The organism is Variovorax sp. PBL-E5, assembly GCF_901827185.1.
In the GTDB taxonomy this organism is placed as follows: domain Bacteria; phylum Pseudomonadota; class Gammaproteobacteria; order Burkholderiales; family Burkholderiaceae_C; genus Variovorax.
The window spans coordinates 85,599-106,957 of sequence record NZ_LR594672.1 but is presented as its reverse complement, the minus strand read 5'-3'; the positions used below and the strand labels follow the sequence as shown (position 1 = coordinate 106,957).

Genomic DNA, 21,359 nt, shown 5'->3' with positions numbered 1-21,359 from the left:
AGCGGGCATGACGAGCTACACGTCAGAGGACAAAGGAGCAATACATGTTTTTTGAAAAAGGCACGAAGGTGCGCTTCACGGCTGAAGCCCTAGTTCGTAAGGGACCGTCGGAGTCCAAGCGCTACTCAGGTCGCACCGGCGAGGTCACTGGCTACCGCATGGGCGCTGTCGCCCCCATCGTCAGCTTCCCGAAGGATGGTCGCCGCAAGGAGATGCGTCTCTTCGAGGTCTCCGTCAAAGACCTCGAAGTCGTGCCCGCGGCCCAGCCCCGGCAAGGGTCGAAACCGCACCGCGTGCTCGCCCCTTGAGGCCTACGCCCGGAGATAGAAAGGGCCGGGGTTGAAGCACCAGCTCATGCCTATTTCCCAATCTGGAAGGCTTCGCAACCTGGGCAAGGGCAAATGACCTGGCTACGTCGTGGGCTTTCGAGCACGACGGTGGTGGGATTGAGAGCTGGTTCGTCCTTTCCGTCCGACCGCTCTAAGCAGCTGATTCGTGAGCCCCGCATTCCTTCGTGGATGCGGGGCTTCTTCCTTCCCAAGAAAAAGCGCGGCCTTGCGAGTCCAGGTCCGCACCTACAATCGGCGGGAGGGCCTCGGCCCTGTCCCCGCGGGCGGCCGGGCCCATACAAAGCGTCCGGCTATACGAATTCCGTCCCGTTCCGAGCCCCTTCGCCTGCTGCTCTGCTTCGAGCAAGTCTCCTGAAAACATGTTCTCTGCCGACTCAAGCCGCCGCGGCTTTCTGCTCCAAACGTCTGCGCATGGCGCGACGGCCGCCCTTGCATCGCTCTCGAGCCTCGCCCATGCGGCGGCGGAGAAGCGCGGCAAATCCGTTGCTCGCATGCCCACAGTTTTCATTGGGCATGGCAGCCCGATGAACGCCATTCGCGACAACGAGTTCACCCTCCGGATGTTTGCGTGGGGCCGAGCTCTGCCGACACCCACTGCCATCCTCAGCGTCTCCGCGCACTGGCTCACCCAAGGCGCCACGGGCGTAGGCGTTCAAGAGCGTCCAAAGACCATCCACGACTTCGGGGGCTTCCCCCAGGCACTCTTCGACATGGAGTATCCCGTGCCAGGCCACCCTGTCTTGGCTCATCTTGCTGCTGGCTTGGTCAAGCAGGGGCGCGTGGTCCCAACGCAGCAGTGGGGCCTGGACCATGGCACGTGGACAGTCCTCAAGCACCTATACCCCAAGGCGGACGTGCCGGTCTTCCAGGTCTCCGTCGACTACGAGAAGCCGGCTTCGTTTCATTACACAGTCGGCCGTGAGCTGGCCGCCCTTCGGGACAAGGGCGTTCTCATCTCGGAAGCGGCAACGTGGTGCACAACCTTCGTGCCACGGACCGAGGGGTCGCGGACGCGCTCACGGCGAGCCGGCCCTGGGCGCAGTCGTTCGATGACGCCGTGAAGGCTGCACTCGCCGGAAGGGACGACAAGGCCCTCATCAATTTCAGCAAGCTCGACGGGGCATCGGTTGCCGTAGCGACGCCCGACCACTACTACCCCTTCATGTACCCGCTCGGAGCCGCAGGCGGCGGTGAGCGCGCGCAAACCATCTACGAAGGCTTTCAATCCGGGACGCTCAGCATGCGTTGCGTTCAGTTCGGTTAAGCCTGGCCCACCAAGGCAAAAAAAGGGCCGACGTCGTGAAACGTCGGCCTTTCGAATGTCAGCGGGAGTAGGCCGTAGACGGGAGCTGAGCGGGTTGAGCTTTCCAAGCACCGCTCACCCCGTCAATCTCGTCCATCCACACTGTCCGCGTCGGTTTGTCACCGATGCCTATGCATCCTCTCCGACCGCGCTCCGACAGCTTCCTAATTGCCATCCGACGCCGCACCGCTGCCGTCAACCCGATTTCCTGCGAGCAGAAGAACCCGGGAGCCCCTCGGAACGAATCGGGATGGAACTCGACGCAATCCCGGGCGACCACGCCGTGAGGCTGCGCTGAGTCGAATGCCAGCACGGTGCCGAGTTCCAGTGGAATTCTTCGTTCCAGGAACGGGAAGTAAACGTCCCACGGGGTCTTGTCAGACAGCCATAGCACGCAGAACACGTCATTTGGGAAGTACGTCGCATCGTGGTGGTACTGCGCGCCGGCACAAGCCAGCAAGGATGCTCTGCAGCTGAAGCTACCGAACCCTTGTGCCTGCAGCCACATGGAAGTGGCTTTGACGGCTTGGGCAAAGACCTGCGAGCGCGTGCCGTTGAGCGAAGCGATTGAGCCGGGTGCGGCTCCGTCCCGCCGAAACTGCGAGGTCCAGCTTTTAGTGTCAGCCGGCGGCACCGGCTCCATAGCCAGCCGGCCGGAAAGTACGGTCTGCGAAATCGTTCGCTTTCCGCCAGTCGGAAGGACGACGAGCGCCTCTTCAGGTGTCAGTGGTTGCCACATAGTTGCTCATAGAGTTGCCCTTCTTGGTGTAGCCAGCCGCCTCAGGTCCGCGCAATCCGGCAAATCTACTACTACCGTTCCGGCCACCGCCACCGCCCAAAAGGAAACGACCGCTCGAGAGCGGTCGTCGGGTGGAAATCAAAGGCAAGAGCCCTGACGCTGGATGGACTCAGGCCAGCTTGGCTTCAGTCGTCTGTTGCAGGGCGGTCAGGGCCATCCTCGCGGAGATTTCAGAACGGAAGTTTTGCTCCTCGCCGGCGAGCCACTTGCCAGGAATCCGGCCGTCGACCTGCAGGTACTCGATGACCGACATCCGCTCCGAGAACGAGGGTCGGCAGACCTCTTCGCGCACCTGATGCAGCGTCTGCGCATCGCCCAGGACCACGGCAAACTTGAGCATGTCCAAGGTGAACTGGCGATTGCGCCCATAGAGCACGCCCCGAGCTTCGCTAGCGCACGCCCCCGCTTCGGGGAAGTGCGTCAGCGGCGCAAGCGACGCCAGAAAGTCCAGAGTGGCGACTCGGCTCGCGTTGATGCGGCGGTTGTGCCGCGCCAATGCGAATGCGTATTTCACAGAGGTGCCAGGGCCTTCCGGGGTCGGCACCGCCTCGTGGAACTGCTCGTCGCCGAACAGGTCCGCAAACTGTTTGCAAGCCGAGCCTTCCAGGCTCAGTGGCAGCGGACGGATGTCGTGCTCGACGCCTTCGTCCCGTCCTGCGGCGTGAATGTGGTGGAAATAGGCCTGCAGAAGCAGCCGCTCTCTTGCCTCGCCAGCCGCACTCTGAGGCGCGACTTTGAAAACGCATTGAGGCTCGTCCCGCAAGCAGACCTCGGCAAGGGCGCCTCGAAGGGGCGCCAGGCACACCTTCGGTCGGCCATCGTAGTCGCGCAGGCCGTTGAGTACCTGCGAAAGGAGCGATTGGATAGTCGTAAAGCAACGGGCAGAAAAGTGAAGGGTCCTCATTTCAATATCTTTCATGGTGTTGGTTTTCCTCCACCGTGTAGCCAACCCATGCGGGCCGCGGGCCGGAACCTTAGCGCTTGAGAATCGCGTAAGGTCGCGCCCTTCACAGGTGAATCTGGCCGTCAGTAGGAGGTCGGCGGCGCGGCGCTGAGGAGTCGGACCTCGAACACGTACCCGCTGCGGTCAATCCGGAAGCTCTGCCCCGGACGCACCTTGTCGGTCCCACTCAATTTGGTCTCCTGGAGCTCCGGAACATGGAGGCGTATGGCCACGCCCTCCCCCTCCACGGCCACCCATCGGGCAATCTGAGCCGCGGAAAGGTCGTACTGGACGTACGCGAGACCATCTGACTCATACAGCGGCTTGAGGGAGAGCTCATAGCCGACCTTTACCGCCTGCGGCGAAAGCGCGGGCGCTGTGGCAACGTGCTCGGCAGACCGAGCCGGCCCTGCGGGGCTCGAGGCGAGGTAGGTCACCTGCCGAAAGTTGGATGTGCTCGCCGTGTCGCCCGTCTGGCTCGCCAAGCGACTGGTTGCGGTCGTCACGCAGGGGTGGAACGCGTCTTCGACCTTCTCGACACGCCGGCAAACGTGTACAGAAAACACATACTCTGCACTCTTCTCGGTGGGCACAGGCGGCAGGTTCTGAGCTGTCGACGCTTGCGCCGCCACAATCGAGACGACGAATAGAAGCTGCTTGAACATAGGGTGGCTGGCTGACAATCCCTCGTGTAGGCCCTCCTCCTTAAATCCAGCCGCCACGCACCACGCCGTCAGAGACCGCAGCAGCGCCTATACAAGGAATGCCGACAGGCAGACCTCAAAGGAAACACAATGAACTTCAAAGAATTGATGGAGCTGGCTCGCTTCCGCCCCGTCGCCGTCGAATGCCTCCCCCTGGCTGAGGACTGGGAAGCCTACCCCGAACGCGGCATGCGAATGCACGTGACAGGTGGAACCGTCCAGCACGACGATGTTGGCAAGCTGCAGGTGGATTTCACGGCGTTCGAAGAATTCAACCGCCCTCTCGAAAGCGCCAACTACAACGGCCCGGGAGGAAAGCCCATCACGGCTCGCGAGTACGGTGACTACAAGGTCATTGACACAGTCTACGTCGACCCTACTCAGGACATCTCGGGGTACGTGCAACTACTGGATGGCGGAGCGCAGGTGCTGCTCGCAGAGTTCAGCGCACTGCCCACCCCTCGACCGTCGTACGTGAGCTGGCTCGAAGCCCGACTGGTGGAGCTGCGTCAGCGGCCTGCCAGTTGATGCCGACGCAGCAGACTGGGCCCCTCAAGGTGGTGCCGAAGGCGCCCCACTACACGGCAAAGCGTCGCTTGACGAGGAGGCCACCCCCAGCTCGTCAAGCCCAAGCCGACCCCCTACGACCTTACGCAGTACGTGCGTCTGTTGCTTGTCCCGCGTAACATCGTCTCCCGCGTCCACCTGTCCATCGTCGCTGAGAACAAGCTGGCCGTTCGCGTCTGGCACTAGACCACTACCAATTCGAACCCTCAAAGCGCAAGCTTCGAGGGTTCTTTCTTTTGCCGCGGAGCAAGCCCACAGGGGCCCGTTCTGGGCCTCTGCGGACGCCCGCAGCCCTAGGGGGCGAACGTGCGCGAGTCGCTTACCAGCGCAAACGAGACAGCTGGCCACTCAGGTGCGCTTTTCAGGTGGCCCAGCGCGTGGCCGACAGGGCTTCGCTCGGAGCGAAAAGCCTGGTGCACGAACGCGGTCCAAGCCAGTGTACGGGCCATCTCGGTCACCCTCTCGATGCCCATCCGAAATGACGGGACGATTACGCTCTCGATGTGCGCCATTGCCGTCTCGCTCAGGTGGAAATGGTCAGCCGAGGAGAGCGTATAGGCGACGTTCTCCAGGGGAAGACATCCGATGTAGCCGTTTGGATGCGTGAACTCTAGTTCGGAGAACAAGAGGTCCCCGAACACCTGCCGGCGCCAGGCCTCTCGGTCGTAGAGGCGACGGCACGTTCGCGCTCCTCCGCGATGCGAGCCCCAAGCGAGGGGAGGCTCCCATCACCCTCCGAGCATGCCCAGATATCGACGCCGCGGCCCCCGTGGCTGCTCGATACCCTCTCGAGCTGGCGAACCAGGTCGTCGAGAACCAACTCGTACTCGGACCTGTCAAAGGTGAACTGAAGCAAAGGGCCAGCGCCTGGAAGTCTTACGAGCTCGACGCCGTGCTTCCCGGTCGGAATCAGCCAGGAGAGGGTGTCCGCCGTGGCTCGCAGTTCGCTCGGCTCATAGATGCCGATGCACCCTGCGACACCGCAGGAGCACGTGAAAAAGTCCACCGGAGCGGCGTTATGCGCCCTCAGCGCAAGAACCAACCCTACGTCGAAGAAGTATCGGCCACTCGGGTCGAGGCGCTGACCGTTAACCAGGGGGTGCACGGCTACGCTAAGTGGTTCCGTTTCTCCTGGTACGGCGGCGGCCGCAGGTTCGACGTGGAAGGATAGTTTGTGCAGCATCGAAGGTCCAAAAGCTTTGGCCCTCGAACCCGAGAGCCACGTCGATATAGGGGACGCGATTTATATCGAGGGCGAGGGTTCCTAGGGGTCATTGGCCAAATCCGGAGCCTAGAAGGCACCGGGAGGTACAGACAACTGAGCAGCGCGCCAAAGCTTCGAGCAGTGTGGCCCTTGCCGGTGGCCGGCTTGCCTCTCGCATGCGCGCGGGCACAAGCACGAGCTCGCGGGCGCGCCATGCGCGAGACTCTCTTCTTGATTGAGGGTTTTAGAAGAACTCTCAATCTAGAGAAAGACTTTAGGTAGCAAACCTTTTTATGCAAAACCAGCCCGAGGGAAGCTGGCGTGGAGGGCCCTCCCTGCACGAGGGGGCAAGAGGCAGAGTCCTCCGCGCAAGCAGGGTTGCCCCTGGATGGTGGCGGACGAACGTGCCCGGACCTGACGGCTAGCCAGCACGTCGTAGGCCACGAGGTTTCCACTGAAAAAGTCTTTTCCGTCAACCACTTAGCGCTTGGATTCGGCGTTTAAACACGCTGTACCTATTCGTTGGGTAGCCGCTTGCCTGTTTCACCCCCTGTTTGCGTCGTCTAAACGGGCCCGAAGCAAGCAAGCGGTGTTTCCCTTTCATCGCTCCATCGAACCCGTATGCCTCAACCCTATACGCCGACCACCAAAGATGGTCGCGCCGTTGCCGACGAGAATGAGCTGCGCATCTTGAAGGCCCTGCGCCACTTTGGGCATCTTCGCCGTCAGGAGGTCGCTTCCGCCGTCTGGCCACGGTCGTCGGGAACCAGCGCCTATGTCATGGCTGGGCGAACCGTCAAACGCATGCTAAGCAAAGGCATGCTCCTCGAGAAGGCCAATACGCTTGGCGGCTATTCGCTCGTCCTCGCCTCGAAGGGTGTCGCCCGCCTCAAGGATTTCGACATTGTCGCGCAGGAAGGCTATGAGCTGGCCTTCAACGGGCCTCAGTTCTTCCACCGAACTCTCGGAACGAACTACCTCATCGAGCGAGCTCGCGCCGGCGACGAAATTTTCGGCGAATACGCTCTCCTGAAGGGGTGGTCGCCCGTGGACAAGGAATACGTGCGTGAGCGCTTTCGCAAGATTCCTGACGGGCTCATCGTTTATTCCGGCGCGACCGCTGGGTTCACCGACGGTACTCGGGTTGCCGACTGGGTTGAGGTCGAGTCGGCCTTCAAGCCGTACGAGGAGGTCAAGAAGGCGCTGGAGCTCCTGACCCGCGACTCGCAACTGACGAAGAGCGGAGGACTGCTGCTAAACAAGCTCGTCTTCGTCTACGACTCCCGGCACAAGCACGACAAGCAGCTGCTTCGCTACATCGCGAAGTTCCTGAAGGAATACCCCGGCCTGACTCCGGAGCTCGTGCTCGCCGAAATCATCCTCGCCCGCTGCTTCGTGGACGTGCCTTTCAGTTGGCATGGCGTGGAGGAGACCACTGCGCTGGACCTCATGCGCGCCGCCGGAGACCTCGAAACCGATTCACTCGACGCACCCGCCGCTGATACCGCCCCTTCCCAACCCGACCTCTGAACCAGACCACAAATGCCTACCGTTATCCTTACCGAAAAGTCCTCTGTCGCCAACGATATCGCTGCAATCATGGGCGTGAAGTCGAAGTCGCGCTTCCACATCGAGGCCAAGGACGGAACCCTCATCACCTGGGCCCGTGGCCACTTGCTCGAGCTCGTCGACCCGGAGGTCTACTCCAAGGACTGGGGCGGCTACTGGAAGTGGGCGCAACTTCCCATGATTCCTGAGAACTGGAAGTACAGCGTGGTGCGCGGCTCCGGCGACCAGGTGAAGGCCATCGCAGCACTGCTCAAAACCGCCACTAAGGTGGTCCTGGCGACCGACGCGGGACGGGAAGGCGAACTCATCGGCCGCCTCATCCTGGACCATTGCAAGTACCGTGGCCCGCTGGAGCGATTCTGGGCCAGCGAAATGACACCTGCGGGCATCAAGAAGGCCTTGGGGACACTGCTGCCTGGCTCGTCCAAGGACCCGCTCTACGAGGCGGCCAAGGCGCGGCAGCACGCCGACTGGATGTACGGCATCACGGGGACGCGTGCGGTGTCCCTGGCGGCGAACGTCCGCGGCGACTACTTTCCGCTCGGACGGGTCCAGACCCCCACCCTGGCCCTCATCGTGCACCGCGACAAGGCTATCGCTGACTTCAAGTCGTCGTCGTATTACGAGCTGGAGGCGAGCTTGACCACTGCGAGCGGGAAAGCCTTCAAGATGTGGCACGCACCGGCGGAAGACAAGCGCATCACCGAAAAGGCGGACGCCGAGAAGATGATGAGGCAGGCCGAAGGCGCCACCGCTCCGCTGCGAGTGACCCGGGAGCCCGGTTCGGAACGTCCCCCGCTTCCCTATTCGCTGCCCACGTTGCAGCGCGATGCCAACCGGGTACTCGGCTTTTCGGCAGCTCGAACACTCGAGCTTGCCCAAAAGCTGTATGAAAAGAAGGTTACGAGCTATCCTCGGACAGACTGTGAATACCTGGCGGAGAACCAGAAAGCCCAGGTAAAGGAGGTGCTCGACTGCGTGCGGCTCACGGCGCCCTCCAAGGTCGATGAGCTCCTCCGCCAGGGAATCGTCATGCGCTCGACCACCTTCGACGACTCCAAGCTCTCGGACCACCACGGCATCATCCCGACCTACATGCTCGTCGACTTGGCCCCCGACGAGCAGCAGCTCTATAACCTCATCAGCCTGCGATATCTCCAGGCGCTCGGCCAAGACATGCGCTACGACCAAACGAAGGTGTCGATGAACGCCAACGGCGTCGAATTCAAGGCTGCAGACCGGGTGATTTCGTCGCCGGGTTGGCAGGCCCTCGCTGACGCCTAAGGCAAGAAAAAGGGCCCCGCAAAGCAGGGCCCTTTAAAATCAAAAGCGCGTCATACCGACGCCAGTAGTCATTCATCAGCACCGCCTTCCAGGGACGACGCTTCGCTCAACCGCTTCGCACGTTCCTGTTCGAGGCCCTTAAACGCTTCTGCAATGCGGTCCAAGCTCAGTTGCTCGGGCAGCAACCGGCGCTGAGTCGCCTTTTCGTACAAACGGGCTACCAAGTACTTCGTCTCAAGCGTCCCGTGCAGGACGTCGGGCGTTATCAGGTGGCCCCACTCGCTGTCCTGGGTGATGAACTCGAGCACACGGGGAACCTCCCTCTCCAGCTGCGATGGGCTCGCATACAGGTCGGACACGGTGATACGGCCTGCCATCAGCAGAACCGTAAGCCGCGGAATACCAAGGTACTCCGCGCACTTGACGGAGAACTCTTCTGAAATCGCCTTTGTCGGGCGTGTTCCGTTCCTCAGCTGGGTGATGTACCCGTAGGTGACGCCCAGGTGGTCCTTGGCCATCTCTACCCCCGTGTGACCTAGGTAGTCCGCACGGCGCTTCAACGCCGCGACCAGGTAGGCACCCGGGCGCAGCAGTGAGTTCTCGTCAAACTCACCATTCCATGGGGGAACCTCCACAGGCGCATTCGACGGAGCGGCGCGGGAAGCGCGCTTCGAATCGAGCGGAACCACAGTCGTCACATCATTCTTGGTCATAGATACCTCTTGGCGCGCGAGGGCGCCACCTTGTTATTGGGATGCCTTTCGGAACTCGCCGCTTGATAAGGCGCTGACGCGCACTGCAACATTTTCCTACTACGTAAAGCTACCGGCTTGAAACTGACCGTTCATTTTATACCAGAGGATGACCTGACACCAATACTGGTAGCCGTTTGCGCCTTGTACCTACACCAAGCAGTTCAACTTTTTCTTCATGAGGTCATCATGGCTGCAAACATCTTCGGTTTTCTGGGCTTCCTGTTCCAGCTGGTCGCACTCGGCGGATTCCTCTGCTTCGTCGGCTGGCAGGTGCGCAAGGTTCTGAATGCTCGCGCTGCGTCCCGGCAGCAACAGCGTGCCAAGGAGGTTGCAGCAATGGTCGCTGCCTCCAGGTCACGTCAAAACGCCCGCGCCTTCTGACGCGTTCGTTCTGCCCTGATTCAAGAGCTCCTTCATGGAGCTCTTTTTCTTTGGCGTCCGCCGGCCCTGTCGTCCTCCAACCCTAAGACGGCGGTACGCCGGGCGGCCGCCATGCGCCGACCCTAAAACCGTAAGCAGGAGCGAGCAGAACCGCTTTAGGGGTGGCCACCGGGTTTCCTGCGCTACCTATATGAAGAGGTGCTCGTGGGGGCGACGCACCACTTACAAGCCATTTATTTTGCCGATTCGTTCTTCCCCGCACATGCGGACGATGAGGCGCCACTGTTCTAGATTAGGAGTTCCCCATGATTGTCTTCGGTAACATCGCTGCGCAGCCCGAAAAGAAAACTGCCCGCGAGTCCGGGAAAGAATACTACACGCTCCGCCTTGCGGAAAATCAAGGCAAGGACGCCAACAGGACGACCACCTGGTACGACGTCGTCGCCTTCATCTCCGAGATGGAAGCCGACATGCTGAACAAGGGCATGCTGGTCAAGGTGATGGGCGTCCTGAATGCCGAGACCTACCAACGCAAGAGCGACTCGACCTGGACGTCGGCCCTGAAAATCCGTGCCTTCAAGGTCGAGCCCTACGAGCCGAAGCCCCGTCCCCAGCAGGATGGCGGCGACGACAGCCAAGGCTAACTCTCCGTCATTCGAAACCCCGGCGCCACATGGGCCGGGGTTTTTCTTTGGGGGCTAACCACGCCAGTGCGTCTCACCTGGCGCACTAGAACCTAAATCGCGTCTAAACTGATACTGGCACTGTTTATTCTTTGACAGTTGGTGTTACTGAAGCTATACTTTCACTGTCGTTTAAGCGCTGGTCGCTAACAACTATCACCAACACAACTTTCGGTACCTGTCACCATGAAGCTCAAGAAAATCACCCTGCGCGAACCCGTCGAACGCCTGGCCGTCAGTGTCAAGAAGTCCACCGCGGACCTGGTCGAGGCCTATCGCCAGGAGTACAAGGCCGCGCACGGCGTCGAGATTGAGACCAGCGCCCTCGTGGAGACCATCCTCAAGGAGTTCATCACCTCCGACAAGGACTTCATGAAGAAGTACGAAGCGAGCAAGGCCGGCGCCTGACCGGCGGCTGGATGGAGAGCCCCGTAGCAGGGCTTGAAATCTGGAAACAGCGAGGAGAGCTTAAGTACGAACTCTCCCTCCCTGTCGAAACACCCTCGAACAACGTCATCAAGGGCCTTCACTTTCACGCATACAAGGATTTGCGGCGCCAATGGCGAATGATGGTAAAGGCGGCCCTCAAGGGCCAAAAGCCAGAAGCCCCCGTCGAACGGAGCTTCCTGGTGGTGACAAGAGAGTGCGCCGGCGGCGGACTGGACTGGGACAACGCGTACGGAGGGATGAAGCCAATGCTTGACTGCCTGGTAGCGCCCTCCGACAAGAACCCCGACGGTCTCGGCCTGATTCTGGATGACAACCCCAAAGCCATGCCTTTCCCCCCGTTCGTGCGGCAGTTGCCGGCGAAAAGAGGTGCCGGACGCACCTTGGTTCAGATTTACGAACTGACCACCTAAAACGTATTTTTGGATTGAGGCGGCCGCCGCCCAGCCCGCCTCTCAATCACTTGGAAACTGGAGCCTCGAATGTCTGAAGTCGCTGTCAAAACTGCTAAGCCTACCCGCCAACGCAAGGACGTGGTCCCCCCGGAGAACCTGACCTCGGACATGTCGCTGTTCGACTACCTGTCGCAGTGCCAGCCGCCGCTGGACCAGAAGATTATCGACATCGCCTGCTCCCAGAACCAAGTGCCGCCCGAGCTCAAGAAGGAGGCGGCGCAGGAAATCCGCATGATGTGGTTCACCCTGAGCCCTGATACGGCGAAGTACAAGCCCGGCCAGATTGCGGCCTACGCTCACCGGATGGCTGGGCACGCAGCACTGCGTCTTCGGCGCGAACTCGGCTCGTCGGTGCGCCTGCCGGGCTCGGCGTTCCGCAAGCGCAAGGACGGCAGCTCCTACGTGACCCCCGGCGTGCTCGCCGCAGCCCTGGAGTGGGACAAGCTCGAGGGCTGGTTTCAGACCGACGGCGGCGAGGGTGCGGACAGCGGAATGGCCCCCGAAGGCCTGCCTGACGGCCTCGGCCTGAACCCACTCATGGCTGCCGACGGCGAGCCCGCCATCGAAGAGGACGAAGACCAGGCGATGCGCGACGAGCGCCAGGAGCTCCTCGAGCGGCACCGTGACGACCTGACGCCGCGGCAGTTCACCATCATGGGCAGCCTGATTGGCGGCAGTTCGTTCGACGACGTCATGAAAGAGCATGGCATCAAGAACGGCGTGCTCATGCGTGAGGTTGCCATCATCAGCTCCATCGTCGGCGTCCTGGACTGAGCCATTTGGCTATAGGTTGCACAACCCTCTACCGAAATTCCACGATGAAACTAGCCCTGTTCGCCACCGCGCTCCTGGCCATGGTCGGCCTGGCCCATGCCAAGGACCACGGCGTCCAAGGGAACGTCTGGCCCATCATCGAAGTAGACATGCGCCAAACGATGCTCGAGTCCGCGTCTCGTACGGACTGGAACAAGGTGAACAAGCAGGTGGTTGAAAGCGGCAAGAAGTTCCTGTCGAACCTGCCGAAACGCCAGCTGCCCCAAGCCAACGAGACCGGTACAGCGTACTTCGACCCGTCCCTGGTCCTCACTTCGGACATCCAAGCTCCTGTGAAGCAAAGCGATGGCAGCTACAAGTGGGAAGTCCTTGCTGCCAAGGGCACCAAGGTGAACCCGCTTGACTCATACCACCCGGTCACCGCCCTCTTCTTCTTCGACGGGTCTCAGGAGGACCAGCGGGAGCTTGTCAAGAAGGTCTTTGCCGCTGAGCAGGACCGAATCGTCCCCATCGAAGCCGGCAGTGGCGACGTGAAGGACCTTGGTGACATCTTCAAGCGCCCCATCTTTCACGCGAGTGACGCGCTCATCAGCCGCTTCCAAGTGAAGTATCTGCCTGCCCTGGTCTACCCGGGCACGGGCGTGAACTCCAAATACATCGCGGTTACTTCCTTCGGCCAGCCATTTCAGACCGACGAGGTCCTGCACGCCTGGGATGAGCTCAAGCCGAAGCAGTCAGAGCTGTCGGCAGGGGCGTTGGCCGTTTCCGTGCCTGCCTCCGCGCCATCTTCCTCTGGAGTGACCCAATGAACGTCTTCAAGAAGCTTTTTGCCGCTGTTCTGATGTGCTGCGCCTTCGGCGCTTCTGCGCAGCAGGATGAATCTGGGGTTACGGGCGAGGCGCAGGCTGCCATCTGCACGGGCGAGATGTTCAATCCGATGAACATCGACTGGAACAACCTGTACCCCATCACGATTGTCGGCATGCAAATCAACGGGTCCGGCTACAACGAGAACCCGGTGTTGATGCAGGCGATGCCCCCCATCTGCTACTGCCCTTCCGTCATGACCTACGGGTACCCGACCATGGGCGAGGGCCTCACTTACTGGGAGCCGATGTACCTGGTGGAGGTGGAACGCCGCCCCGGGTGCATGCCCTCAATGGGCGGCATGCAGGTTCTCAAGACCTATGCGAACCAGGGCTCCGAGAAGTCGACGGGTGAAGGCCTGGAAAAGCGGCAAGCCAACCGCATGAACGTCCACTTCATCACCTACCCCGTGCTGGACATGATTGACCAGGAGCTTCTCGCGTACTGCAAGAACCCCTCGGGCGTGGACGTCACGTACATGACCGAGGTCGACCCAATGTGGCAGGACGATACCTGGAGCGGCATCTTCACCCCAGAAGCTTCCATCTTTACGGGGCTCACCGCTCACGCCGCATGCGCGGTCGACGCCGCGGCCTCGACCCTCGGCCACACCATTGATGCCCTGTTCTGGTGTGCCGGAGCATGGGGAAATCTGTACCCCTTATCCGGCAACACGTCCCATGCCGGCCAGGACTTTGCAGAGAACAACCTCATTGCGGCCAAGTTCATCGCACGCTTCAGCCGTCTGGGATTGCTGTTCACCACCATCGGTCCCTCGGCTATCTGCGCGTCACATCCGAATCCCATGGTCGTTAAGGGTCAGTACCGGTTCAACCAGGTTGGCCCTATCAACCGTACCGGCCGAGCAGTGGTCTTCGGCGATATGGCCGAATTCCAATATCCGCCGACGTCGAACGCCCCTACCCAGGAGCACACCATCAACATGATTTGGCAAGGCAAACAATGCTGCTACCGCGTACCGTGATGAACAAGTGCTTGACCGTATCGATGGCTGCAGCCATCGTGGCCTTCGCCCTGAGCGCCCAGCAGGCCCGCGCCCAAGACACTGCCGACGGAACCGAAGCGCCCGCCGAGAAGCAAGATGCCGGAGCCCTCTACGTGCCATACGGCAACCTCAAGGACGCGGACCCCCAACAGGTTGAGGCGGCCCGAAAGCTCGGCGAGACCCTGGCTGTTGACCTGCTCACCGCATATGAGAAGGCTGTTCCCGACCCGGAGTTCGCCGAGCGAGTGGCCCGCGGTAAGAAGAATGCCGACGACATCGCGGACCAGTCAATCGCTGGCGAGCGTGACAAGGTTCTGGAGTTCCTGGGCATCAGCCCCAAGCGGAGGTCCAACCTTTACTACTTCGTGTCTTGGTCAATGCCGCTGGAAATGCTGCGGTCTTACGCCGTCGAGGCCATGTGGTCTGGCGGCACGCTGATTTTCCGGGGCGCGCCTCCGGGGCGAAGCCTCGGAGACTTTGTGAGCGAAGACCTCACGAAGCTGAACTACGGCAAGGGTGCGTCAGCCAATATTTCGATTGACCCGCGCATGTACGACGCCTACCAGGTCACCACGGTTCCGACCATCGTGCTGACCACCTATCGCGTGGAGATGCAGTGCACCGGAATCGAGCCGCGCAAGTTCAAATACCGCGGGCAGGACCTGCAGTACAACACCTGCCCGCCGCTGGACCCGGCCAAATACTCGAAGGTTTCGGGTGCCGTCACTGCAAACTATGCCCTCCAACAGTTCCTCGACGACGGCATGGAGGATGCAACGCCCTACATCAAAGCTCTGGCGCGCGGATTCGCCCTGGGCGATACTCCTGCAAAAGAGCAAAAGCCGTTCACGGGCAAATGGGAAGACTTTAAGTCGCCATCGGAGCGCTTGAAGGAAGAGGAAGGCATCCGCAAGGCCATGGCTGATGCCCTCGCCGCGAAGGCGCTGCAGAACGCCTCAGCACTTCCACCCCAGAAATGATGCGCAAAGGCTAAGTGGGGTCTCTGTACCTATACGTTGGAGCAACCTATAGGCCGGAGACTACCCAATGCGTGTCGCAAACTACCTTCTGGGCGCCATGTGCGCCCTTTTCACGTTCACCACAGCGGCGCAAGCCCCTACCGCGGAGGAGATTGCGCAGGCGAAGAAAGTAGCCACCCAAGCTGCAACCCAGATGCGCAGCGTCAGCGTGAACCGGGATGCGGGGGGAGACACAATCCTGAACGAGGACGGAACGGCGCAGCTGGCGCCGAGGTCGTCTTTTACCCAGGCCGCAGGCCTCGACTACTTCAAAAGCATCACCGGACTGGAGGGCCTCGAGCAAGTTGCCTCCCCCGGCCAGAAGCAACAGGCAGGCATCGCCGTCGTCACTGCCACGGCGAAGTTCGACCTCAACTGCCGCGCCAAGGTCGAAGGTGAAATCCGCTCGGGTGGCAACCTCACGTTCCGGGCAGTCGCGTGCGAGGGCGCTCCGGTTCAATCGCTGCTCTTCAAGGTTTGTGACAACCAGCAGCGACTGGGGCAGTGCGCGGCTGATAGCGACTTCTCGCAAGAGATTTCCGTGCCCGTCGGCTCCTTCACCACGGTGAGCGGAGTTCAGGTCGGGGCTGGCTGCAACAGCACCGACAGCTGCCGCATCTCGGTCCGCGGGACGTCGGTCATTGGCGGCAGCGACGCCACTCTGAAGGTCACCGGCCAACAGATTGCTTCCAACAGCACACTGATTTCGGACCTCCGCACCAACGTCGAAAACGGCAGCTACGCCGACAAGACCAGGGAGACCGGCGAGCACCTGCGGGCAAATCCGGCCCAAGCCGCCGAAGGAGGAACCGAGACCAAGCTCACCCAGGCGGATGCTCAGTGCTCCGGCCCGCGCAGCTGCACGAAATGGAGCACGACTTCGCAGAAGTTCACCACGAGCTGCACGCGCACGTTCCCCCTCACTGAGCGCATCACGAAGTACAAGCTCGAGACCGCACAATGCGACATCAAGGTCAAAATCGACAAGGACGGCAAGGTGGCGACCACGGACACATGCCTCACCTCGGAAGGCGTAGACCTGCGCAAGGACAAGTCGAAGATTGGCGAGACCGCCAAGGTCTGCTCGCAGCTCGCAGAGGACGGCACGACGTGCCTGGACCAGAGCTGGACCGAGTACTTCGCCACGAGCGACCCCGCCGTCCTGTCGGTGGAGGCATCGCCCTCGCCGGTCGCTGGCGCCTGCGACTTGAGCCCTCTCTCAGAAAGCCGGTACAACACCTACCAAGGCGGCGAGTGGTTCGGCCGCACGCTAGACGACGCCCAATGCCTAGTCGCGGCCGTCGATGAGGCTACTGGCTTCCCGACGGGTGTTGTCCTGCAGCTCACCAACGCTGAGAAAGCGGGTTGTGGCATCTACACGACGCCGACCACCGGTGTCGTCTGCTACGGGCAGCCCAGCGCGACCGACGACCTCGATTCCTGCAAGAGCGTTGACCTGGCGCACTGCAGCATGACCTCTGCCGAGCCAGCCTCCTACACCGGCGGCAACGGCGGCCTCGTCATGTCCCAGAACGAGACCTACCAATGCACGCACGCTCAGGATATCTGCGTCGAGTGGTCCAAGAGTTCCGAAGACAACGCCTGCCTGAACACGGACGACATCACGTTCGGCAATGCCGTGAAGCAAGACCAAACCGTCGACGTCGAGAAGATGAACGCCGCCCTGGTCTCGGCCGCGATTGCGGACGCTGCGGGCGAAGGCATTGACGACATGAGCGACAACCCGACCATCCCGAAGATTTTCACGGGCAAGGATATGCGCTGCAAGCGGGCGACAGGCGGCATCGGCCAGTTGTTCGGGCGGAACTGCTGCCGGATGGACATGGAGCGCCCGAAGTCAGGACAGATGATGCGTGACGGCTGCGAAATGCCCACGGTCGAGCTCGCCGCAGCCCGGCGCTCGAAATACACCGTCTACATTGGCGAGTACTGCTCCAACAGGGCTAAGTGGCCGCTGAAGTCCTGCCTGGAATACACCCAGACCTACTGCTCATTCAACGGCATTCTGCCGCGCGTCATCCACGAGCAGGGCCGCGGCCAGCTGCTGCAGATGGCCATGTCCGGGCAAGGCGCGGACATCGTCAGCCAGAATCTGAACTTCACCTATCTCGACCAGGGCAACGGGCGGTGGACGTCGCCGGTGGACGTCAACGGCGTCAAGGTCGCTGCGTGGCAGTGGCCCAGCTACTGCGCGGACCCCGTCAAGGCCGGCGAAATTTTTGCGACGGACCCGGAATCGTTCGAATGCCCTGGCGTCGTTCGGACCATCATTGCCAGCTGCGATAACTCGAACGGGTGCGCCGAAATGCCAAAGGCACCTGAGTTCGGCCCGAATTCGTGGAACCTGGTGGAACTCGACCCGCTGGTCAACGAGTCCCGGGGTGTCAGCCGTTACACCGCCGTGAAGGGCGCATGCTCGCCCGAATCGGGCAATTGCACCTATGAAGCACGAGGATGGCCGATGGGTCAGGGTGGCAAGGCTATCGTCACCCGTGACCTGTCATGGCACCTTTACTCGAACGAAGAGTCAGAAGGCCGCTCCGCCGGCGCGTTGAACCAGATGTCGAACATCGCCGACCTGGTGTTCCGCACCTGGTCCGTAAAGGGCGCCTCGGACGGAAAGACCGTGCCGGAACGCATCCGCATCGACTACAGCCAGGATGGCGGCCAGACTTGGAAAACCGTGCAAGTCCCAACCGACCTGCGCACCTCGGAGTTCACCTTTCCGAACTCTGACACGCGCCTCACGGGCCGTTGCGATGCCCTGACGAACCTGTGCAGCTTTCGGGTGACTGCGACCTCGGCCGTTGCCCTCAAGCTGTGGGGATTCCCTCAGTTCCCCGACTGCACGGGCTTCACGCCGGGTCAACTGTCTGCCATGGACTTCGGCAAGATGGACCTGTCCGAATGGTTGACGTCGGTCATGGACAAGGTCGCGGCTTCGGCCGGCAGCCCGAGCGAAATCGGCCGGGCGGCTGCTGAGCAGTTCCAGCAGTTCAACAGCCAGTATGCGGATGGTAAGGGCACCATCACGGTTACCGCGCCATCTGCGGCGCACTACGCCCGCATCAGCCCATCGCAAGGCTTCGGACCGTTCCACACGCGACTCATCGCGAGCGGATACTGGCCTGAGACGACAGGCGACAAGGCCAAGGACGTGGACCGCGTGACCGCGGTAGAAGTGGACTGGGGGGACTGCACGATGACCGAAACCCTTCAACCGCTGTCCCTCTCCGAGCCCGGCTCGGGCTACTACGGAATCCACGTCTTCAAGGCTCCTAACGAGCTGGCCTGCGGCAAGCGCGAAGGCAACGTGACCCAAACCGTCACGATGACTGTGCACACCACCAAGAGCGGCGTGCAGAAGCGCACAGTCACGGTCGAGAACGCATACAACAAGTTCCCGGGCGGCAGCGGCGGTCGCAACGATAACGTCCCAGTAACGGTGACCGTCCCGGCGAGCCAAGGCACGATGCCGAAATGAGGCACTGACAGGCCCTGCGCAAGCGGGACGTAAAGCGGCAGGACCTCGGTCTTGCCGCTTTTCTTTGTGAATCCTGACCAACCAGCCCATATAAATGACTGGTTCCTAGACGAACCAGCATAAAGGGAGACGTTTTACATGCTGGTAGGTCGAAAAGACGCTTGGGCGTTGATGGGGATTGGTGCAGGCGTCGCGGCGTCAAGCCCTTGGGTTGCGGGCAACCCCTATGTACTCCCCGCATTGGTGGGGCCCGCTGTGGGCGCCGGGTGGTTCGCGTTTAAGCGAGCACGGGAGTGGCTCGACCGAACGGACACGGTCAGTCGCGAAAACTTCGTTCTTCCGTCGGATGAGACGTTTGGCGACCTCATGTCGACCAAGGAGGGAATTCGGTTCGGCTACACGCGTGACAACGGTATGCCCGTCGATATCAGCGACAACTTCCTGACTCGGCATACCGCCATCATCGGCCAGTCAGGTGTCGGCAAGACCACTCTGGGCGAGTTCCTTCTTTGGCAGCAGGCTATCCGCGGTGGCGGCTTCATCTTCATCGACGCTAAGCTCGATGCGGCGACGCGCGACAAGTTGAACATGATGATGCAGCTCTGCGGCCGCGGGGATGAGTTCTACGTCCTCAACGTCGACCAACCGCACAACAGCAACACCTACAACCCCATCCTCAAGGGCGACGCCGATGAGGTGGCCAGCCGGCTCCTCAACCTGATTCCGGGAACGGAAAACTCGCCAGGCGCCGACTACTTCCGCCAGCAGGCGAACTATGCCTTAACAGTGCTCACAGGCGCGCTGAAGTCAGCCAAGCGCCGCTACAACTTCAGCGACCTCGCCATCCTCTTGCAATCGGACCGGGCGCTGGAATCGCTGCTGCGGTTGCGCTTGGGCGATGAGGAACGCATGACCCTGGAGATGTTCCTCAATCAGTTTCGCAAGAAAGACAAGAACGGCGTTGGAATTGACATCAAGATGGTCAAGGATTTGCTGGGTGGCATCTCCGGGCGAATTGCACTCTTCGCGCAAGGAAAGTTCGGCGAGGTCTTCAACACCTACACGCCGGAAATTGACCTCACGGACATCGTGATGAACAACAAGTGTCTGTACGTCATGCTTCCGACCATGGGGAAGGATACGGCAGCGCTGAACCTCGGGAAAATCATTCTTTCCGACCTCCGCACTGCGGTCTACAACGTGCAGGGCGTGCACAAGGACAAGCGCCCGAAGCCCCCGTTCCTCGTCTTTGCTGACGAAATGGGCAGCTACGTCATGAGCGGTATCGCACGACTTTTCGAGCAAGCTCGAAGCGCAGGCATCTGCATGATTCCAGCCTTCCAGACCTTTGCGAACCTGCGCACGGTCGGTCCCGACTTCGAAGACATCATCATTGGCAACACCTGGAACAAGGTCTGTTTCAAGTTCGCATCCAAGGACTCTCCCGAGACGGCCGCTGACATCATCGGCAAGACCAAGAAGTTCGCGAAGTCCCTCTCGCTGAGCAAGAACGAGGGCGAATCCTCCTCCAACATCCGAACGACTCCCCAGGGCAACGCGTCGGACGGCGCCGGCATGTCCGAGTCCTGGAAGGAATCCGAGGAGTATCGCGTCAGCCCCGAGCATCTGAAGTCCCTGGGCCTCGGAGAGGCGGTCCTGCTGTCGGGCTCCCGCGTGTTCCACATCAACACGCCGATGCTCAACTTCCCGGAGCCTATTCCGGAGTTCAAGGTGACCAGGCACAAGGTCACGATGCCGCCTGATGAGCTGGGCCTTGACCTTACCGACGAGTACGAGCAGTTCCTGATGGTGGGGTCTGACGAGAGCCGAGCCGCCTCGGCTGAAAGCAGCTTCACCACCGCCGGCGCTTAATCCCTTGAGCGGCGAACACGCTCCCACGGGTACGTACGACAAGCTGGTGCAACAGGCCATCGCGTTGCTTCGGGACCATCAGGCAAGTGCGGGGCCCCAAGCTGTCGCGGTCCTGGCATGTGTCGGCTACGGCGAAGGAAGCGTCGTGTCGACCGCGGTCAGGGCAGCGGACGGGCATGAAGCCGTTCCCCTCGCCATGCTGCTGTCGTTCACCCGGTCGTTTGCGGCGGCTGAGAGCTGTCCCAGGGCGATGCGCGAGCTGCAAATGGCGGAAGCCGCGCTCCAACGCGCTATCGAAGCGAAGCTGCTCCCAGAGCGCGTCGCGCTCTCTCTACACTGACCATGAGCACCGTCCTCTTCATCCTCGCCTGTGGCGTTCTCTGCCTGGTGGTCTTGTCCAAGATTCCCGGGCTCGAGCACCTCGTCAAGCCTCTCATCGACCTCGTCTTCACCGGCGTAAAGGTCGGCGCTGCCAGCGGCTCCTACTGGGCCATCTGGCTCACGAAGCTCCTGCTGGCCTCGCACACGGACCTCATTCGACATCTGTTCCTCTCCGCTGAGGCCATCGACCCCTCGATGGCAGTGCGCGACAACGAGGCCTGACCGAATCGCGCCCCGGCCCGCAGGCCACCCCATCCGGGGTGGCTTTTTCGTTTAACGGCTCCTCCTGTTGGCACCCTTAAAGCAGGCCTCCAGACCGGGCTAGCTATAGGTTGCGTACCCCTCCAGCACAGCGTTGCGCCCCCAGGCGCAGGCGCTGTCGTCCTTTAGATGGTCAATTGCCTCTCGCTATACGCGGAGAGGACAACCAACCCGCTTGCGACTGGCTTCAAGCCTGCTACGCGTGCGGACCAACTTCAACATCGAGGCCC

20 protein-coding genes and 1 pseudogene are annotated in these 21,359 nt (G+C 61.3%); 17 read left to right on the top strand and 4 right to left on the bottom strand.

All coding sequences use genetic code 11. From position 1 onward, the window contains the following. Positions 1-44: 44 nt before the first annotated feature. Complete coding sequence (locus WDLP6_RS28180; RefSeq protein WP_162570733.1) at positions 45-308, top strand: hypothetical protein; 264 nt, start codon at positions 45-47, stop codon at positions 306-308. A 401-nt stretch (positions 309-709) separates the two neighbouring features. Beyond that, positions 710-1,614 (top strand): annotated as a pseudogene (ygiD, locus tag WDLP6_RS28175) (4,5-DOPA dioxygenase extradiol). A gap of 58 nt (positions 1,615-1,672) precedes the next feature. Here ygiD and WDLP6_RS28170 read toward each other — a convergent pair. From WDLP6_RS28170 to WDLP6_RS28160, 3 genes are all read right to left on the bottom strand, one after another. Further along, entirely contained in the window at positions 1,673-2,392 is a 720-nt protein-coding gene (locus tag WDLP6_RS28170; protein WP_162570732.1) for a hypothetical protein, read from the bottom strand. 169 nt (positions 2,393-2,561) lie between these two features. Continuing rightward, a complete protein-coding gene (locus WDLP6_RS28165; protein WP_162570731.1) occupies positions 2,562-3,371 on the bottom strand; it encodes a hypothetical protein in 810 nt (269 codons plus the stop codon). Positions 3,372-3,478: 107 nt separating this feature from the next. Beyond that, complete coding sequence (locus WDLP6_RS28160) at positions 3,479-4,060, bottom strand: hypothetical protein (RefSeq protein ID WP_068679190.1); 582 nt, start codon at positions 4,058-4,060, stop codon at positions 3,479-3,481. A gap of 129 nt (positions 4,061-4,189) precedes the next feature. Here WDLP6_RS28160 and WDLP6_RS28155 point away from each other — a divergent pair, with 129 nt between their 5' ends. The 3 genes from WDLP6_RS28155 to WDLP6_RS28145 all read left to right on the top strand — a co-directional run bounded on the left by WDLP6_RS28155 (position 4,190) and on the right by WDLP6_RS28145 (position 8,723). Beyond that, entirely contained in the window at positions 4,190-4,627 is a 438-nt protein-coding gene (locus WDLP6_RS28155) for a hypothetical protein (protein WP_068679188.1), read from the top strand. Between the two features lie 1,864 nt (positions 4,628-6,491). After that, positions 6,492-7,400 (top strand): hypothetical protein, encoded by a 909-nt coding sequence (locus tag WDLP6_RS28150; protein WP_162570730.1) that lies wholly within the window; start codon positions 6,492-6,494, stop codon positions 7,398-7,400. Between the two features lie 12 nt (positions 7,401-7,412). Further along, complete coding sequence (locus WDLP6_RS28145; protein WP_068679181.1) at positions 7,413-8,723, top strand: DNA topoisomerase; 1,311 nt, start codon at positions 7,413-7,415, stop codon at positions 8,721-8,723. A gap of 68 nt (positions 8,724-8,791) precedes the next feature. Here WDLP6_RS28145 and WDLP6_RS28140 read toward each other — a convergent pair whose 3' ends face one another. After that, positions 8,792-9,436 (bottom strand): hypothetical protein, encoded by a 645-nt coding sequence (locus WDLP6_RS28140; RefSeq protein WP_068679179.1) that lies wholly within the window; start codon positions 9,434-9,436, stop codon positions 8,792-8,794. Between the two features lie 228 nt (positions 9,437-9,664). On the opposite strand from WDLP6_RS28140, the gene WDLP6_RS35230 reads away from it, so the two are divergent. The 12 genes from WDLP6_RS35230 (at position 9,665) to WDLP6_RS28080 (ending at position 21,090) form a co-directional block, all read left to right on the top strand. Next, the gene (locus tag WDLP6_RS35230) at positions 9,665-9,859 is read left to right on the top strand and encodes a hypothetical protein (RefSeq protein ID WP_068679177.1); all 195 of its coding nucleotides are present in this window, start codon (positions 9,665-9,667) and stop codon (positions 9,857-9,859) included. Positions 9,860-10,164: 305 nt separating this feature from the next. After that, the gene (locus WDLP6_RS28130; protein ID WP_068679175.1) at positions 10,165-10,503 is read left to right on the top strand and encodes a single-stranded DNA-binding protein; all 339 of its coding nucleotides are present in this window, start codon (positions 10,165-10,167) and stop codon (positions 10,501-10,503) included. A gap of 225 nt (positions 10,504-10,728) precedes the next feature. Then, positions 10,729-10,950 carry a DUF2274 domain-containing protein gene (locus tag WDLP6_RS28125; RefSeq protein ID WP_068679172.1) on the top strand — a complete coding sequence of 74 codons (222 nt, stop codon included), beginning with the start codon at positions 10,729-10,731 and terminating at the stop codon, positions 10,948-10,950. An 11-nt stretch (positions 10,951-10,961) separates the two neighbouring features. After that, a complete protein-coding gene (locus tag WDLP6_RS28120; protein ID WP_068679170.1) occupies positions 10,962-11,402 on the top strand; it encodes a hypothetical protein in 441 nt (146 codons plus the stop codon). 69 nt (positions 11,403-11,471) lie between these two features. Then, positions 11,472-12,218, top strand: a complete 747-nt coding sequence (locus WDLP6_RS28115) for a hypothetical protein (protein ID WP_162570729.1) — start codon at positions 11,472-11,474, stop codon at positions 12,216-12,218. Between the two features lie 44 nt (positions 12,219-12,262). After that, entirely contained in the window at positions 12,263-13,027 is a 765-nt protein-coding gene (locus WDLP6_RS28110) for a hypothetical protein (protein ID WP_068679167.1), read from the top strand. Then, the gene (locus WDLP6_RS28105; RefSeq protein WP_162570728.1) at positions 13,024-14,070 is read left to right on the top strand and encodes a TraU family protein; all 1,047 of its coding nucleotides are present in this window, start codon (positions 13,024-13,026) and stop codon (positions 14,068-14,070) included. Before WDLP6_RS28110 ends, WDLP6_RS28105 begins: the two co-directional genes overlap by 4 nt. A gap of 23 nt (positions 14,071-14,093) precedes the next feature. After that, positions 14,094-15,071: a TrbC family F-type conjugative pilus assembly protein gene (locus WDLP6_RS28100; RefSeq protein ID WP_162487202.1), complete on the top strand. Its 978-nt coding sequence runs from the start codon at positions 14,094-14,096 to the stop codon at positions 15,069-15,071. A 67-nt stretch (positions 15,072-15,138) separates the two neighbouring features. Next, the gene (gene traN / locus WDLP6_RS28095; protein WP_162570727.1) at positions 15,139-18,615 is read left to right on the top strand and encodes a conjugal transfer protein TraN; all 3,477 of its coding nucleotides are present in this window, start codon (positions 15,139-15,141) and stop codon (positions 18,613-18,615) included. 138 nt (positions 18,616-18,753) lie between these two features. After that, on the top strand, positions 18,754-20,487 hold the full coding sequence (locus tag WDLP6_RS28090) for a type IV secretory system conjugative DNA transfer family protein (protein WP_083944475.1): 1,734 nt from the start codon (positions 18,754-18,756) through the stop codon (positions 20,485-20,487). 145 nt (positions 20,488-20,632) lie between these two features. Further along, positions 20,633-20,827, top strand: a complete 195-nt coding sequence (locus tag WDLP6_RS35225; protein ID WP_232077588.1) for a hypothetical protein — start codon at positions 20,633-20,635, stop codon at positions 20,825-20,827. A 2-nt stretch (positions 20,828-20,829) separates the two neighbouring features. Then, positions 20,830-21,090, top strand: a complete 261-nt coding sequence (locus tag WDLP6_RS28080) for a hypothetical protein (protein WP_068679154.1) — start codon at positions 20,830-20,832, stop codon at positions 21,088-21,090. Positions 21,091-21,359: the final 269 nt, after the last annotated feature.